Below are 15000 nucleotides of genomic sequence, written 5' to 3'. Positions count from 1 at the left end.
CGCGACGTCGTTCCTCCGCTCGCGGGTGGGAGGGCGGCTGTTCAGGGATGAAGCGGCAGGGCCGGTTCACTCGCTCCGGCCCCGGTCCCGGTCTCGGTCTCGCCGATCACGGACGAGATCGTCGAGGACACCGGGGCCTGGAGGAAGCCGACCAGGCCGTCCAGCAGGTCCCCGACGTGGACGGCGAAGGACAGCACGTGCCCGCCGCGGGCCCGGGTGCGTTCACGTTCGGAGGCGGCATGCACGCCGAAGGCCAGGGCCTGCGAGATGCGGTGGCCGCGCAACGGCTCGGGGAGGTGCGGCAGCAGGGTGCCGATCCGCTCGACGAAGTCGTTGGTGGGCTTGCTGAGTTCGACCGAAAGGCGTTCGAAGACGTCCCGGCGGCCGTGCTGCTGGAGCATCGCGACGAAGCTGAGGTAGTGACTGCCCTCCTGTTCGCCCTGTTCCAGGACGGGCAGGAGGTGGCACTCCACCCAGGTCCTGAGATCGTCCGGGCGCCGACGCGCGACCAGCAGCCTGCGTCGTTCGTTCAGCTCCGGCAGCCGGTACTCGAAGATCTCCTGGACGAGGTGTTCCTTCGTGCCGAAGTGGTACTGCACCGCCGTGTTGTTGCCGTTCCCGGCCGCCGCGCTGATCTGACGCAGAGACACCCCGTCGAGGCCGTGCTCGGCGAAGAGCCGCTCGGCGGCCAGGACGATCTGTTCCTTCACGGACGGTTGAACCACGACACCAGACTCCTTGGAGATCCATGTTGCGCAGATTCGAGAACATCATTTCCGCATGATGGGAATCTATTTTCGTCGTGGCGTGAAGTCAACTGCCTTAGCAGTCAGTCAGTTGGAGAAATGTTCAGGAGCCCGGCGGCGGGAAGACCCGCTCACCGGTGTCCGCGCCCCTGATACCGATGGCCTCGATCGGGCACGACTCGGCCACCTCCAGCACCTCTTCGGATGCCGGAAGGGTGGCGGACCTCGCATGCCCCTGGCCGTTCTCGTCGAGTTCGAAGTGCTCGGGCGCGGCGGCGGCGCACAGCCCGGTGCGGACGCACATCCGCGTGTCGACGATGACGTTCCACCGCTCGGTCGTCATCGGACTCCTTCGACGACCAGCGGCAGGGTCTTCCAGCCGCGCACGGTCGAGGTCTGCGCCAGTTCAGCGTGGTCCCAGTCGACGTCCCAGCCGGGGAACCGCTCGAGGATCTCCTCCGCCGCGATCCGGCCCTCCAGCCGGGCCAGGGCCGCGCCCAGGCAGTAGTGGGCGCCGACGCCGAAGCTCATGTGCTGGGTGACGCGGTGGATGTCGAAGCGGTCGGGGTCGTCGAAGCGGCGCGGGTCGCGGTTGGCGGCGGCCTGGATGAAGAGGACGGCGCTGCCGGCCGGCACCGTGCGGTCGTACAGCTCCACGTCCTTGGTGACGTACCGCCCGGTGAACGGCCCGGTCGGCTCGAAGCGCAGGATCTCCTCGATGGCGTTGGGGATGAGGGTGGGGTCGGCCGCCAACTCCCGGCGGGCTTCCGGGTATCGCGCCATCAGCGCGCCGAACCAGCCGATGAGCCGGCCCGTGGTCTCGTTGCCCGCGCCGGCGACCACGGAGCAGTAGGTCAGGACCTCCTCGTCGGTGAGTGTGCGCGTGACGCCGTTCTCGTCCTCGAACTCGGCGGTCATCAGCTCGGTCATGAGGTCGTCGGAGGGGTGCCGCTTGCGCCACTCGATGTAGTCCTTGAAGGCGTCCGTACTGAGAATGTCCTCGTGGTTGATCTTCCCGCCGCCGTCGGTTCCCAGCGTCTCGTCGGTGTAGTCGCGGATGGCGGGCTGGTCCGCCTCCGGGATGCCCAGCAGCATGCCGATCACCCGCATCGGCATCTCGGCGCCGACGGCCTCGACGAGGTCGAACCGCTCGGCGCCGGTCACCGGCTCCAGTGCGCGCCGGCAGTAGGCCCGTACACGCGGCTCCAGGGTGGCGATGCGGCGGGGTGTGAACACCCGGGCGAGGAGCTTGCGGTGGATGTCATGGACGGGCGGATCCTCGAAGATGAGGGTGCCGGGCGGGAGTTCGATGTCCGCCTGGATGATCTCGAGGATGTCGCCGCGGGACGAGGAGTAGGTCTGCCAGTCCGCGAGGCCGCGCTGGACGTCGGCGTGACGGCTGACGGCGTAGAACTTGTGCTGGTCGTTGTAGTAGAGCGGCGCCTCCTCGCGCATGCGTGCGTAGAGGGGGTAGGGGTCGCGGGCGAGGGCCGGGTCGTAGGGGTCCCAGTAGACGGTGTCGACAGTGGTCATGGACGCATCTCCCTGTGGTGTGCGGCTCACTTGAGCAGGGCGCCGGCGTCGATCGGCAGGGTCACGCCGGTGACGAAGCGGGCCTCGTCGGAGGCGAGGAAGAGCACGGCATTGCTGATGTCCAGCGGCTCCACCCACGGGGTGGGGAGCATGTGCATGCCCTGGGACACCGCCGCGAAGTCGTCGACGGTGGGGTTCTCCAGGTCGGGGCGGAACATGCGGTAGGTGGCCTCGTGCATCACCATCGGGGTGTTGACCTGGGTGGGGTGCACGGTGTTGACGCGGATGTTGTGTGCCCCCAACTCTCCCGCCATCGTGCGCATCAGACCCACCACGCCGTGCTTGGCGGCGATGTAGTGGCCGATGTTCGCGTAGCCCTTGAGGCCGCCGACGGAGCTGGTCAGGATGATGGAGCCGCCTCGTCCGCCCGCGACGATGTGCGGGATGGAGACCTTGGCGGACAACCAGACGCCGGTCAGGTTGACGTCGATCATGTCGCGCCAGGTCTTCTCCTCCATGGCGTCGAGCGTGGCGCCGTCGCTGCCGAGGCCGGCGTTGGCCGCGACGATGTCCAGCCGGCCGAATTCGGCGACGCCGTCGTCCACGGCGGCCTTGAGCGCGTCGTGGTCGCGGACGTCCGCCTGTACGGCGTGGATCCGACGGCCCAGCTTCTGGACCTGGTTGACCGTCTCCTCCAGATCTTCGGGGGTCGACATCGGGAACGTGACGCCGTCGAGCTGCTTGCACACGTCGACGGCGATGATGTCGGCGCCTTCCTCAGCCAGCCGTACGGCATGGCTGCGGCCCTGACCGCGGGCGGCGCCGGTGATGAAGGCGACCTTGCCTTCTACTCGTCCGGGCATGAGTGACCTCGCTTCCTGAGTAAGGGATGGGTTGGGTCGGGGCGGGGTGACGACGGCGGGGAGGCCTGGTCACCGGTCGGTGCGTCGGCGGCCGCGTACCAGGAGCACGAGAAGGAGCAGCGCGGCAAGTGCGGTGGCCGGCGGTGCGATGCGCTTGAGGGCGCCGGCGGCGTCGATGAGGTCGATGGGTTCGGCGACGACGGGATCGGAGGGACGTGCCACGGGATCCGGCTCGGTTACGGCGAGTTCGGCGGCCAGGTTCTCGGCGAACCGCCCGACGAGGGTGCCCGCGACCTCGGCGAGGGTGCCGCGGCCGAACTGGGCGGGCTTGCCCGTGATCGCGAGGTCGGTGTCCACGAGGACGTCGGTGGAGTGCGTGCCCGACGCGACCAGTCGGCACGTCACCCGCGCCTTGGCCGTCCCGTTGCCGCGGATCTCCCTTCCGCCGGCTTCCAGCACGACTGTCCTGTCCGCCGCGTTCCGCGAAAGGAACGTGATGGTGCCGTGATAGGTCAGGCTGACGGGGCCGAGCTTGACCTTGATCCGGCCCTGGAAGCTGTCGCCGTCGCGGGAGGTGAGCCTCGCACCGGGGACGCACGGAGTGACGCGTTCGATGTCGAGCAGGACCCGCCAGGCCTCCTCCACGGACGCGGGAACGGTGAGCCTGTTCTCCAGTTTCATACGGAGTCCTCGCGGTCGGCGGCGGCCCGGACGGCGGCCACGATCCCCTGGTAGCCCGTGCAGCGGCACAGATTGCCGGACAGGGCGGCGCGGATCTCCTCGTCGGTGGGTTTGGGGTTCTCGGCGAGAAAGGCGGTGACCGAGACGACGAAGCCCGGGGTGCAGAACCCGCACTGGAGCCCGTGGTGCTCACGGAACGCGGCCTGTACGACGGACAGTTCACCGTCGGGCGAGGCGATCCCCTCGACGGTGGTGACTTCGCTTCCGTCGGCCTGTACGGCGAACACCAGGCAGGCGCGCACGGCTTCGCCGTCCAGCAGCACCGTGCAGGCGCCGCAGACACCGTGCTCACAACCCAAGTGCGCGCCGGTGAGACCGCAGTTGACGCGCAGGAAGTCGGCGAGGGTGAGCCGGGGCGGCACGATGGCACGGCGTGGGAGGCCGTTGAGCCGTATCCGGATGTCGACGTCGTCAGCCATGGACCGCCTCCCGTACGGCGCGCCGCCAGGCGCGGGCCACCATGGCCGCGCCGACGCGCCTGCGATAGCCGGCCGATCCGTGCAGGTCGGACGGGATGGAGTCGAGGTCGGCCAGGGCTCGGTGTGCGATGTCGTCGGCCATGTCCTCGGCGGGTTGGCGACCCATGGTCCCGGCCTCCGCCGTGGGGGCCCGGCATGCGCTCGGACCGAGTCCGAACAGGCCGATGGCACACCGGTCGACCCGTCCGCCGGCGTCCAGGCCGACGGCGACGGCGGCACCGGCGAGTGCGAAGTCCCCGCTTCTGCGGGCGAATTCCTCGATCGCGAAACCGCGGGGCCGCCGCCAGACCGGGAAGGTGACGGCCGTGAGCAGCTCGTCCTCGGCCAGGGCGGTGGTCCAGGTCCCGGTGAAGAAGCGTGCGGCGGGGATGGCCCGGCGCCCCCGCACCGACAGCGCTTCGAACTCGGCGTCCAGGGTGAGGGCCACCGCCGGGTACTCGGCCGCGGCGTCGGCGTGGGCGAGCGAGCCGCCGACGGTGCCGCGGCTACGGATCTGGAAATGGCCGATCAGCGGGGTGGCCCGGGCGAGGAGCGGCACCAAGTCCCTTACTCCCTTGGAGCGTTGGAGAGTGGCCTGGGTGGTCGTGGCACCGATACGCACCGTCCCGTCACGGTGCTCGATGCCCCGGAGTCCGTCCACGTGGCGCAGATCGACGAGGTGCGCGAAGGCCGCGAGGCGCAGCGCCAGCATGGGGACCAGGCTCTGGCCGCCGGCGATGAGCTTCGCCTCGTCGCCCGATTCGGCGAGCAGCGCGACCGTTTCCTCGGTGGTGGTGGGGGCGTGATAGTCGAAGGCCGCCGGCTTCATGGGGTCACCGCCCCTGCCTCTTCCACGAGTTCGACGATCGATGCGGGCGTCAGCGGCAGCCGGCCGATCTCCACGCCCAGCGGTGCGAGGGCGTCGGCGACCGCGTTCACCACGGCCGGGGCGGATCCGATCGCACCGCCCTCGCCAACTCCCTTGTGGCCGCCGGGTCCTGGGCCGGGTGTCTCGATGTGGCCGAGCTCGATGACGGGCACCTCGGTGGCCGTGGGGAGCAGGTAGTCCATGAAGGTGGTGGCGAGGGGGTTGCCGTCGCCGTCGTAGGCGAGGTGTTCGTAGAGGGCGCCGCCGATTCCCTGGACGGTGCCGCCGTAGATCTGTCCCTCGACCACGCCGGGGTTGATCATGGGTCCGCAGTCCTCGCTGACGATGTACCTCAGCAGCTTCACCGCGCCGGTCACCACGTCCACCTCGCAGGTGCACAGGTGGGTGGCGTTGGCCCAGATCATGAGGTGCGGGGTGCGGTAGCGGCCGCTGGCCTCCAGGCCGGGCGGGATGCCGGGTGGCAGGGCGTGGGGCTGGAAGTAGGCGAGGTCGGCGATGTCGGCGAGGGTGAGCGCCTTCTCGGGAGCGCCCTTCACTGATGCCCGGCCGCCGGTCAACTCCACTTCTTCTACGGCGACTTCGAGCCTGTGTCCGGCGATCGCCAGGATGCGTTCCCGTAATCCGGCCGCTGTCTCGGCGATCGCGCCGGCGGTCATGGGACCCGACCGGCTGCCGCCGGTTCCGGCACCGTACGGGGTGAGTGCCGTGTCTCCCTGGATCGTGCTGACGTCCTCGATGGCCGCGCCGAGCGCGTCGGCGGTGAGCTGGACGACGGTCGTCTCCAGGCTGTTGCCGCACGATCCCCCGGCGACGTAGACGTTGACCTTGCCGGAGGGCTCGATGCGGATGGTCGCGCCCTCGGTGCCGTGGAACGGGGTGGCCCCGGCGGTCGGTTCGACGTAGGTGCAGGTGCCGACGCCCAGGTAGCGGCCCTGGGCGCGGGCCTGCTCCTGTTCGCACCGGAACGCCGCACAGTCGAGCATCTCCAGGGCCTGCTCGAAGGTCTCGTACGGGGTGATGTGGTCGTAGGGCATGCCGTTGAAGTTCGCCGTCGGCAGATCCTCGCGGCGCAGCATGTTGCGGCGGCGCAGCTCGATCGGGTCCATGCCGAGGCGGCGGGCGGCGGTGTCGAGGAGGACCTCGCGGGCCATCGACTCGAACTGCCAGGGGCCGCGATACGCCACTCGGCCGCTGGTGTTGGAGAACACGAACCGGGAGCGGAAGGTGCCCTGCGGGATGCGGTAGGGACCGGGGAAGAGCAGGCCGACAGCGAGGCCGCTCTGGACGGGGGACGGGGTCGGGTAGGCGCCGGCGTCCTGGACGTGGTCGAGGGTGGCGGCGAGGATCCGGCCTTCGTCGTCGAGGGCCAGTCTCGCCTCGCCGTGCTCGTGGCGGGCCTGGCCGGCCGCCATGAGATGTTCCTGACGGTCCTCGATCCATTTGAGCGCGGCGGGCAGCTTGGTGGCGGCGAGCATCACGCACATGTCCTCGCGCTGCGGCAGCACCTTCTGTCCGAACCCGCCGCCGGTGTCCCGCATCACCACCCGCACCCGGTGCTCGTCGACACCGAGCAGACGTGCGCAGAAGGAGCGGACCTCGTGCGGGGACTGGGTGGCCGCCCAGATCGTCATCTCCCCGGCGGGCGCGGACCACTCCGCGACAATGCCACGAGTCTCCAACGGCACCGGGCAGTACGCCTGTTGACGGATCGTCACGCCGACCACGTGCGGCGCGTCCTCGAAGACGGGGGCGAGTTCCTCCATCGGGCGTCCGGCGAGTTCGCCCACCAGGTTGCCGGGATGGGCGGCGTGGACCGACTCGGTCGATTCCAGGGCGGTGGCGTAGTCGACGACCGGCGGGAGCTCGTCGTAGTCCACGACCACCAACTCGGCGGCGTCCTCGGCCCTGTAGCGGTCCACGGCGACGACCACGGCCACCGGGTCGCCGACGAACCGCACCTCGTCCTCGGCCAGCGGCGGGCGTGGTGTGTCGGGATCTTCGCGCCCGTTCAACGTGTACCACCGCTCGTGTACGCCGGGGTTGAGGTCCTGGGCGACGAACACGGCGTGCACGCCGTCCAGTTGGAGCGCCTCCGACGCGTCGATCGCGGCGATGCGGGCCCGTGCGACGGGGCTGCGGACGAAACAGGCGTGCAGCATTCCGGGCCGTACGACGTCGTCGACGTAGGTGCCGGTGCCGGTCAGCAGCCGCGGATCCTCGACGCGCAGAGTGCGGGTGCCCGTATAGGGAGCCATCAGCCGTGCCCTCCGTTCATGTTGAACGAGTGTTTAACACGAGCGCTGAACACCTGTTTAACAGCGCCCCGCGGAGCCGTCAAGGACAATGAGCGGCATGACTGCGCCTCGCCGTATGGGCACCGAGAACTCGAAGACGCGCCAGCTCCTGCTCGACGTCACCGAGCGGCTGATGCTCGAGGAGGGGTACGCCTCCGTCGGCGTGCGCCGGGTGGCCCGCGAGGCCGAGGTCGCCCCGGCGCTGGTGCTGTACTACTTCCGCACCCTCGACGATCTCTTCCTGGCGGTACTGCGACGACGGGGCGACGAGGAGTTGGAGCGGGTGGCCCGCCGACTGGACGGCCCCCAGCCGATACGCGCCCTGTGGCAGGTCACCCGTCACCCGGGGAACGCGCTGACCACGGAGTTCACCGCGCTGGCCAATCACCGCAAGGCGATCCGCGCCGAACTCGCCGCCCGCGCCGAGCGCTACCGCGAGGTACAGCTGGAGGTACTCACGCGACGGCTCGCGGAGACCGGCGTCGAGCTGCCGCCAGGGGTGTCCCCCACCGTGCTGCTCATGCTGGCCAACGCCCTCGGCCGGATCCTCATGATGGAGAACACGATGGGCATGACCACCCGGCATGCCGAGGCCCTCGATTTCGTGGAAAAGTTCCTCCAACGCTACGAAAGCGCCCCCGCCGACGACTGAAGGGCACGGCCGGCTCCCCGACCGGCTCGGCGGCCAACTCTTACCGCACGGTTGGTTTCTGTTCAGACGCTAGACCCGCGCGGCAGACAGGGGAAGGGTGCGCAGACGCGAATCTTGACCATGTGGGAAGCTTTAAGGTCTCAGCAGCTGCGCAGGACCGTCCCGGACCGGGCTTCGTCAAGGAGAGTGAGCGCACCGTGGGCCAGGCCAAAGCGCGTGGACCGTACGCCAAGACACCTGCCCGCAGGACGGAGATCGTACGGGCGGCACGCGACAGTTTCGCCGAGAACGGCTACGCCAAAGCCTCCCTGCGCGACATCGCGGAACGAGCCGGCATCACCCACGCCGGCCTCCTGCACCACTTCCGGAACAAGGACGAACTCCTCGCCGAGGTGCTCGCCGAACGCGACGCGGAGGAATGGCAGCAGGGCCTGGAAGCAGTGGACAGCCTGGACCAGCTCGCCCCTTATCTCGGCGAGCTCATCCGCCACCACCAGAAGGCGCCCGAACTGATGCGCCTGTGGATCGAGCTCGCCGCCGCGGCCGCACGGCCCGATCATCCCGCCCACGCCTACTTCGTCGAGCGCTACGAACGCGGGCGCACCCAGTTCGCCGAGGGACTCGACAGCGAGGCCGCGCACAGCAGGCTGCGCGAAGGCGTCAGTCCGGAGAGCGCGGCGGTCCTCTTCCACGCCGTGCTCAATGGGCTCCAGTTGCAGTGGGTGCTGGACCAGGACCTCGACATCGCCGGGCCGGTCACCGACTTCGTACACCTGCTCTTCGAGAGCGACCGCGCCGACCAGTGAACGCATCGCCGAGCAACGTATCCCACACCCTCTGAAGGCCCGCCCGCGCACGACCTCGCGGGCGGCCCGGGGGATCTCACTCACACCTGGCGGCCACGAACCGCGCTCCTCGCAGGAGCGGCGGTGCCGCCACGGGTTGGACGTGTACCGCTTCCGTCCGCCCCGCTCGGGCTGACGGCAGCCCTCACCGGCCGAGACGTCGCCACATAACGTTCTGATCACGAAGCCGAGCGGCAGCCTTCCCGCCCTTGCGATCCCGGTCTACCGTCCCAACGAAAACTAACCACACGGTAAGAGTTGGTTGGTCGCACACCTGGCACCAACGAACCGACGGACCGGCAAGGTCGCAACCCGCTCTGCCGGAGAGCCCGCTCAACCCTCAGCACCCCTCCGTGCTCGGGCCGTTGCCCACCGCGCCCGAACGGCCGGACCGTGGCCCAGGTGTGCCACGAGGTCCGAACCACCGACACTCAGGAAAGCAGTCGACGATGACCGAATTCCCGCCCGCGTTCCTCTGGGGAGCCTCCACCGCACCGCACCAGATCGAGGGCAACAACCTCAACAGCGACTTCTGGGCGAACGAGGGGCGCGTTCCGGGCATGGAGCGCAGCGGCGACGCCTGCGACAGCTACCACCGGTACCGCGAGGACATGCAGTTGCTCGCGGACGCCGGGCTCAACGCCTACCGCTTCGGCATCGAATGGGCCCGTATCGAGCCGCTCCCCGGCCTGGTCTCGCGCGCCGAACTCGCCCACTACCGGCGCATGATCGAAACGGCCTTCGAACTCGGCCTGACACCGGTCGTCACCCTGCACCACTTCACCAGCCCGCTCTGGTTCGCGGAGGAAGGCGGCTGGCTCGGCGACCGTGCGGTGGACCGGTTCCGGACCTACGTCGAGACGGTCGCGCCGATCCTCGAAGGCGTCGAGTGGGTCGTCACCATGAACGAGCCGAACATGCTGGCCATCATGATCGGCATGGCGCGGGCCTTCCAGAACCCGCAGGCCGCCGGGGAGTGGCAGAGCCCCACCCTCGACAACGAGGGCCCGCGCCCGCAACTGCCTGCCCCCGACGTGGTGATCGGCCAGCGGCTCGTCGAGGCACACCAGGCCGCGCGAACGGTGCTGCACGAGCGGACGGACGCCAAGGTCGGCTGGACGGTCGCCAACCGCGCCTTCGTGGCCCGTCCCGGAGCGGAGAACAACAAGCGGGATCTCGAATACGTGTGGGAGGACCTCTACCTGGCGGGCTCGCGCGGCGACGACTTCGTGGGCGTGCAGTCCTACTCGAGCCAGTGGGTCGATCTGGACGGTATCGAGCCCCACCCGCAGCACCCGGACAACACGCTCGTGGGCACCGCCTACCGCCCCGACGCCCTGGGTATCGCGGTGCGGCACACCGCCGAGGTCACCGGCGGCCTGCCGATCCTGATCACCGAGAACGGCATCGCCACCGGCGACGACACCCGTCGCATCGCGTACACGGGCGAGGCCCTGGAGCACCTCGGCAAGGCGATCGCCGACGGGGCGGACGTACGCGGCTATCTGCACTGGAGCCTGCTCGACAACTACGAGTGGGGCCACTGGGCGCCGACCTTCGGTCTGGTCGAGGTCGACCGCGAGACGTTCGAGCGCCGCCCCAAGCCCTCTCTCCTCTGGCTGGGCGAGACCGCCCGCCGCGGCCGGATCTGACCGCACTTCCACCGGAGGGACACACCGTGCAGATATCCGTACCCGACGTCTCGTCCAAGTCCCTGACCGAACTCGTCTCCCTGGCCGGGCGGCGCGCCGTCGTGACCGGCGCGGGCCAGGGGCTCGGCCGGGCCGTCGCCGAGCGGCTGGCCGAGGCGGGTGCCGATGTGCTCGTCGCGGACATCCATGACGACCTCGCCACCGCCGTCGCCGAGGAGCTCGGCGCCCGAGGTCCCGGCCGCGCCCTGGCCGCCCATCTGGACGTCACCGACCCCGACGGCGTGGTGGCCGCCGCCGACCTCGCGGTCCGGGAACTCGGCGGCATCGACATCTGGGTGAACAACGCCGGGATCTTCCCCAGCGTGCCCGCGCTGGAGATGGCCGCCAAAGCCTTCGACGAGGTGTTCGCGGTCAACACCCGCGGCGTCTTCCTCGGCTCCCGGGAGGCCGCGCGCCGGATGAGCGAGGCCGGCGGCGGGGGCGTCATCGTCAACGTCGTCTCCACGGCCGGGTTCCGCGGGACGGCCCCCGGGCTCGCCGCGTACGTCGGCTCCAAGCACGCGGCACGCGGCCTCACCCGCCAACTGGCCCTGGAGTTCGCCCCGTTCGGCATCCGCGTACTGGGCGTCGCACCGACGTTCGTGCCGACCGAGGGGAACATGGCGGCGGCCGCCGCGGCCGGAGTGGACGCCGACTCCTTCATGTCCGTGATGCAGCCGGGCCCGCTCGGCCGGCTCGGCGTGCCCGACGACATCGCCCGGGTGGTGCTGTTCTGCGCGAGCGACCTCTCGGCCTTCATGACGGGCAGCACGCTCCTCGCCGACGCCGGCGAGACCTCGTAACCGCGGCACCGCCCCCCCCCACCGCCCCGACGACCCGGTAGGAACCCCATGCTCTCGCCCCGCACCACCCCCACCCGCGACCTCGTCGGCCTCGACGGCCTGTGGCGGTTCGCTCTCGGCACCCGGGCCGGCGCGACCCCGTGGGTGTCGCGTCTCGCCCCACCGCTCGAAGTCCCCGTGCCCGCCAGCTACAACGACCTGTTCGTGGACCCGGAGATCCGTGACCATGTCGGAGTCGTCTGGTACCAGCGCGACGTGCGCGTGCCGCGCGGCTGGACCGGCGAACGCGTGGTCCTGCGCTTCGGTTCCGTGACCCACGCCGCGCAGGTCTACGTCGACCAACGGCTCGTGGCCGAACACACCGGCGGCTACACACCGTTCGAGGCGGATCTCACCGGCGTCGTCGAACCCGGCGCCGAGTTCCGGCTGACGGTCGGCGTCGACAACCGGCTGACCAACGTGACGATCCCGCCCGGCACCGTCACGACCGGCCCCGACGGCCGCGAACGGCAGTCGTATCTGCACGACTTCTACAACTACGCGGGCATCGCGCGCCCGGTCCGCCTGTACAGCACGCCGACGACCTTCGTCGAGGACGTCACCGTCGTCACCGGACGGGACGGCGCGGCCGGCACCGTCGAGTACCGCGTGGAGACCGTCGGCGAGCACGCCGACACCGTCACCGTGCGGGTGCGTGCGGTGGACGAGGCCGGCCGGACCGTCGCGGAGGGCCACGGCCCCGAGGGCGTCCTGCGCATCGAGGACGTCACCCTCTGGCAGCCGGGCGCCGCCTATCTCTACGACCTCGTCGTGGAACTGGCCGTCGACGGCGAGACCGTGGACAGCTACACCCAGCCCTTCGGCGTCCGTACCGTCGAGGTACGGGGCACCGACTTCCTCATCAACGGCGAGCCCTTCTACTTCACCGGCTTCGGCAAACACGAGGACACCCCGGTCCGCGGCAAGGGCCACGACGACGCCTACCTCGTGCACGACTTCCAGCTGATGCAGTGGACGGGCGCCAACTCCTTCCGCACCTCCCACTACCCCTACGCCGAAGAGGTCCTGGACTTCGCCGACCGGCACGGCATCGTCGTCATCGACGAGACCGCCGCCGTCGGCCTCAACCTGGGGGTCCAGGGCGGGCTCACCGGTGTTCCGCCGACCCCCACCTTCGCGCCGGAGAACTTCGGCGGGACGACACGGGACGTCCACGCCCAGCACCTGCGGGAGCTGATCGAGCGGGACAGGAACCACCCGAGCGTGGTGATGTGGTGTCTCGCCAACGAGCCGGCCTCCAACGAGGACGGCGCGCGCGACTACTTCGAGCCCCTGGTCGAACTGGCCCGCAAGCTCGATCCGACCCGGCCCCTCACCTACGCCGCCGTCATGTTCGCGACGCCGCAGAACGACCGAATCGGCGACCTGTTCGACGTGCTGAGCATCAACCGCTACTACGGCTGGTACCTGTTCACGGGCGACCTCGCGACCGCCGAGGGGTATCTGGAGCAGGACCTGCGCGGGTGGGTCCAGCGCTTCGGCAAGCCCGTCATGATGTCCGAGTACGGCGCCGACACACAGCCCGGCCTGCACTCGGTCTGGGACACCCCCTGGAGCGAGGAGTACCAGAGCGACTTCCTCGCCATGTACCACCGCGTCTTCGACCGCATCCCCGAGTTCGTCGGCGAACACGTCTGGAACTTCGCCGACTTCCAGACCTCGCCCGGCATCCACCGCGTCGACGGCAACAAGAAGGGCGTGTTCACCCGCGACCGCAAGCCCAAGTCCGCCGCGTCCGCCCTGCGCCGGCGCTGGCACGGACTGGGCGGCCGCAAGCCCGGCGAGGCCACGGCCGGCTGACACCTACGGGGGGCGCGCGGCATCGCGCTTCCGTTGCTCAGCACTGGGCTGCCGCTGCGCCGCGCGACCGAGCAGGCGGCCCATGCCGCGACCCCGGCACCCGTCGGCGTAACGCCACAGCCACCACTGTTCTGCGTTCGCCGCGGCCCCTGCCCTCCCTCACCGGCGTCGCCCGAGCCGGTGTCCCGGCGGTACGGCATCGACCGTGCCGCCGGCTGCCGCCACCCCTCGTGACCATGTGACAAAGGAGTCCTCATGCCTCACGCCGACCGAGACGTCAGCGTGGTGGTGCCCCCTTTGACGGTGTCGCCGCAGGACGCCGCCGGGGCTCCCACCGAGCCGCCCGCCGAGCCCGAGATCGAGGCACCGCCGCTCCAGAAGGTCGGCAGGGACTACCTCCTCTGGCTGATGATCGCCAGTTTCGGCGCTTCCCTGGCCCTGATGGTGCCCCTCTCCTACTCGCTCGCGGTGCGGATCTCCGACCTGGCGCCCGGGCACGAGGAACAGCTCGGCTACGTCACCGGGTCCGCGCAGTTCGTCTACCTGGTCCTCAGCCCGCTGATCGGCCTCTGGAGCGACCGGACCCGTTCCCGGCTCGGCCGCCGGACCCCCTTCATGATCGGCGGCGCCCTGCTCGGCACCGTCGCGCTCGTCGGAGTGGCCCTCGCACCGTCGGTCCTCCTGCTGGGCCTGGCATGGGTCGTCGGCATGATCGGCTGGTCCACGACCGGGCAGGCCGTCCAGAACGTCCAGGCGGACCGGGTGCCCGAGGAGCAGCGCGGCCGGGTCTCGGCGCTGACCAGTGTCATGACCCAGATCGCCCCCGTGATCGGCATCGGTCTCGCGTACGGGGTGGCCTCCAGCACGTTCCTGGTGTTCCTGGTCCCGGGCGTACTGGGCGCCGCCCTGGTGGTCCTGTTCCCGGTGTTCAAGCCCGAGGGCGACTCCCGCGCGCTCGTGCGCACCGGCGGCGTGACGCTGCGGAACGTGGTCGCCAGCTACGGCTTCAACCCGCGCAAGTACCCGGATTTCGGCTGGAACTGGCTCGGCCGCTTCGTCTTCTTCATGGGCCTGTACTTCAACACCACCTTCGGCACCTTCTTCTACGCGCAGCGGCTCGACCTGCCGGTCAAGGAGGTCGCCGGGATCGTGGCGGTCATCGGGACCGTGGGCGTGATGGCCGCCGCCGGCGGTGCCATCGGGGGCGGCTTCCTCTCCGACAAGCTCGGCCGGCGCAAGCTGTTCGCCCTGATCGGCTCCGCGGTGTTCGTCGCCGGGGCGGTCACCGAGGCGTTCGCCCACTCGCTGGCCCAACTGGTCGTCGGCGCGGTGCTGATGCAGTTCGCCATCGCGTTGTTCAGCGCCGTCGACCAGGCGATCGTGTTCGCCGTCCTGCCGGACCGGGCCGAGGCCGGCCGCTATCTCGCCGTCGTCGCCTTCGCGCAGAAGGTCCCCAGCGCCGTCGCCCCGCTGATCGCCCCGCTCGTCATCACCCTCGGCGTCGGCGACGGCGGCGAGAAGAACTACACCCAGCTCTACCTGATCGGCGCGGTCCTGGCCCTGGTCGGCGGCCTCGTCGTCAAGTTCAAGATCAAGTCTGTCCGGTAGCGCCGCCCCTGGGCCGG

14 protein-coding genes are annotated in these 15000 nt (G+C 70.1%); 6 read left to right on the top strand and 8 right to left on the bottom strand.

Annotation, left to right across the window (positions count from 1 at the left end; all coding sequences use genetic code 11):
- Nucleotides 1–41: 41 nt before the first annotated feature.
- The 8 genes from ACZ4UV_RS10205 to ACZ4UV_RS10170 all read right to left on the bottom strand — a co-directional run bounded on the left by ACZ4UV_RS10205 (nucleotide 42) and on the right by ACZ4UV_RS10170 (nucleotide 7485).
- A complete protein-coding gene (locus ACZ4UV_RS10205; protein ID WP_451016297.1) occupies nucleotides 42–725 on the bottom strand; it encodes a TetR/AcrR family transcriptional regulator in 684 nt (227 codons plus the stop codon).
- A 124-nt stretch (nucleotides 726–849) separates the two neighbouring features.
- On the bottom strand, nucleotides 850–1089 hold the full coding sequence (locus ACZ4UV_RS10200) for a ferredoxin (RefSeq protein ID WP_275768977.1): 240 nt from the start codon (nucleotides 1087–1089) through the stop codon (nucleotides 850–852).
- Nucleotides 1086–2279 (bottom strand): cytochrome P450, encoded by a 1194-nt coding sequence (locus ACZ4UV_RS10195; RefSeq protein WP_451016295.1) that lies wholly within the window; start codon nucleotides 2277–2279, stop codon nucleotides 1086–1088. Before ACZ4UV_RS10195 ends, ACZ4UV_RS10200 begins: the two co-directional genes overlap by 4 nt.
- A 26-nt stretch (nucleotides 2280–2305) precedes the next feature.
- Nucleotides 2306–3142 (bottom strand): mycofactocin-coupled SDR family oxidoreductase, encoded by an 837-nt coding sequence (locus ACZ4UV_RS10190; RefSeq protein ID WP_019074738.1) that lies wholly within the window; start codon nucleotides 3140–3142, stop codon nucleotides 2306–2308.
- Between the two features lie 69 nt (nucleotides 3143–3211).
- Nucleotides 3212–3823, bottom strand: coding sequence for an SRPBCC family protein (locus ACZ4UV_RS10185; RefSeq protein WP_467837283.1), 612 nt, complete (start codon nucleotides 3821–3823; stop codon nucleotides 3212–3214).
- Nucleotides 3820–4302, bottom strand: a complete 483-nt coding sequence (locus ACZ4UV_RS10180; protein ID WP_467837281.1) for a (2Fe-2S)-binding protein — start codon at nucleotides 4300–4302, stop codon at nucleotides 3820–3822. Before ACZ4UV_RS10180 ends, ACZ4UV_RS10185 begins: the two co-directional genes overlap by 4 nt.
- A complete protein-coding gene (locus ACZ4UV_RS10175) occupies nucleotides 4295–5170 on the bottom strand; it encodes an FAD binding domain-containing protein (protein WP_467837279.1) in 876 nt (291 codons plus the stop codon). Before ACZ4UV_RS10175 ends, ACZ4UV_RS10180 begins: the two co-directional genes overlap by 8 nt.
- Nucleotides 5167–7485, bottom strand: a complete 2319-nt coding sequence (locus ACZ4UV_RS10170) for a xanthine dehydrogenase family protein molybdopterin-binding subunit (protein WP_467837277.1) — start codon at nucleotides 7483–7485, stop codon at nucleotides 5167–5169. Before ACZ4UV_RS10170 ends, ACZ4UV_RS10175 begins: the two co-directional genes overlap by 4 nt.
- 97 nt (nucleotides 7486–7582) lie before the next feature.
- Here ACZ4UV_RS10170 and ACZ4UV_RS10165 point away from each other — a divergent pair, with 97 nt between their 5' ends.
- The 6 genes from ACZ4UV_RS10165 (at nucleotide 7583) to ACZ4UV_RS10140 (ending at nucleotide 14983) form a co-directional block, all read left to right on the top strand.
- A complete protein-coding gene (locus ACZ4UV_RS10165) occupies nucleotides 7583–8176 on the top strand; it encodes a TetR/AcrR family transcriptional regulator (protein WP_451016291.1) in 594 nt (197 codons plus the stop codon).
- Between the two features lie 197 nt (nucleotides 8177–8373).
- Nucleotides 8374–8982, top strand: a complete 609-nt coding sequence (locus ACZ4UV_RS10160) for a TetR/AcrR family transcriptional regulator (protein ID WP_451016290.1) — start codon at nucleotides 8374–8376, stop codon at nucleotides 8980–8982.
- Nucleotides 8983–9470: 488 nt separating this feature from the next.
- The gene (locus ACZ4UV_RS10155; RefSeq protein ID WP_467837269.1) at nucleotides 9471–10673 is read left to right on the top strand and encodes a glycoside hydrolase family 1 protein; all 1203 of its coding nucleotides are present in this window, start codon (nucleotides 9471–9473) and stop codon (nucleotides 10671–10673) included.
- Nucleotides 10674–10699: 26 nt separating this feature from the next.
- Nucleotides 10700–11515 (top strand): SDR family NAD(P)-dependent oxidoreductase, encoded by an 816-nt coding sequence (locus tag ACZ4UV_RS10150; RefSeq protein ID WP_451016289.1) that lies wholly within the window; start codon nucleotides 10700–10702, stop codon nucleotides 11513–11515.
- Nucleotides 11516–11563: 48 nt separating this feature from the next.
- Nucleotides 11564–13375 (top strand): beta-glucuronidase, encoded by a 1812-nt coding sequence (uidA, locus tag ACZ4UV_RS10145; protein ID WP_467837267.1) that lies wholly within the window; start codon nucleotides 11564–11566, stop codon nucleotides 13373–13375.
- Nucleotides 13376–13630: 255 nt separating this feature from the next.
- A complete protein-coding gene (locus ACZ4UV_RS10140) occupies nucleotides 13631–14983 on the top strand; it encodes an MFS transporter (protein ID WP_451016287.1) in 1353 nt (450 codons plus the stop codon).
- Nucleotides 14984–15000 lie beyond the last annotated feature (17 nt).

The sequence above is a fragment of the Streptomyces sp. NPDC028289 genome, assembly GCF_055565975.1.
Note: the sequence above shows the minus strand (reverse complement) of the source record. Positions and strands in the feature narration are given on the sequence as shown.